The organism is Streptomyces sp. DH12 (assembly GCF_020873895.1).
Lineage (GTDB): Bacteria > Actinomycetota > Actinomycetes > Streptomycetales > Streptomycetaceae > Streptomyces.
Genome location: NZ_JAHWGT010000401.1, coordinates 1 through 639, shown reverse-complemented (window position 1 = coordinate 639; position 639 = coordinate 1). Strand labels below are relative to the sequence as shown.

At 67.0% G+C, this 639-nt stretch carries 1 pseudogene; it reads right to left on the bottom strand.

The annotated features are described in order from the left end of the window. Positions 1 to 639, bottom strand: a pseudogene (locus LPA54_RS34815) (hypothetical protein); the annotation flags it as partial.

Genomic DNA, 639 nt, shown 5'->3' with positions numbered 1-639 from the left:
CGGTTCAGCAGGACGGCGAGAGGGACGCCGACCAGAGGGATGCCGATCTTGATGACATTGCGCTGCAGGAGGTGCTTCCCGACGACCGGCAGCGCTTTGCCGGCGGTGAGCACAGACCCCGAGTAGAACTTCTTGACCAGCGGCCGCACCACCATCGGGACCGCCTTGACCACGGTCTTGTTGGCCGCTTCCCCGCTCTTGATCGTGAAGGCCACACGGATCAGCTTCCACAGGTCCTCGGGGTCGTGCACGTCGATCGGCACCCGGTAGAGGACGGAGACGTCGTAGGCCAGGCGGAGCTGGAGCTGACTGATGAAGGCGACGTCGACCATCATGGTCGCCACGGCCGCGGGCACGGTCGCCGGCGAGGCGCCTCCGAGGCTGCCGATGGTCGCGGCGACGGTCGCCGTGTACGCGCCCGCGGAGAGCCCGCCTTCGAGCGCGGCGTAGCGGGCCGCCATCTTGATCCGCTGGTCCACGATGACGTCCGCGGGCACGCCGGAGTACCGGTCCTGGAAGTACTGCCAGTCGACCTTCTGGGTGTACGCGTTCATCGCGTGGGCGGCGAGCTTGGTGAACCAGTTGCCCGACTTGATGTCGTCCGCGCTCAGACCTTTGACGAAGTCCCTGATCTGGGCC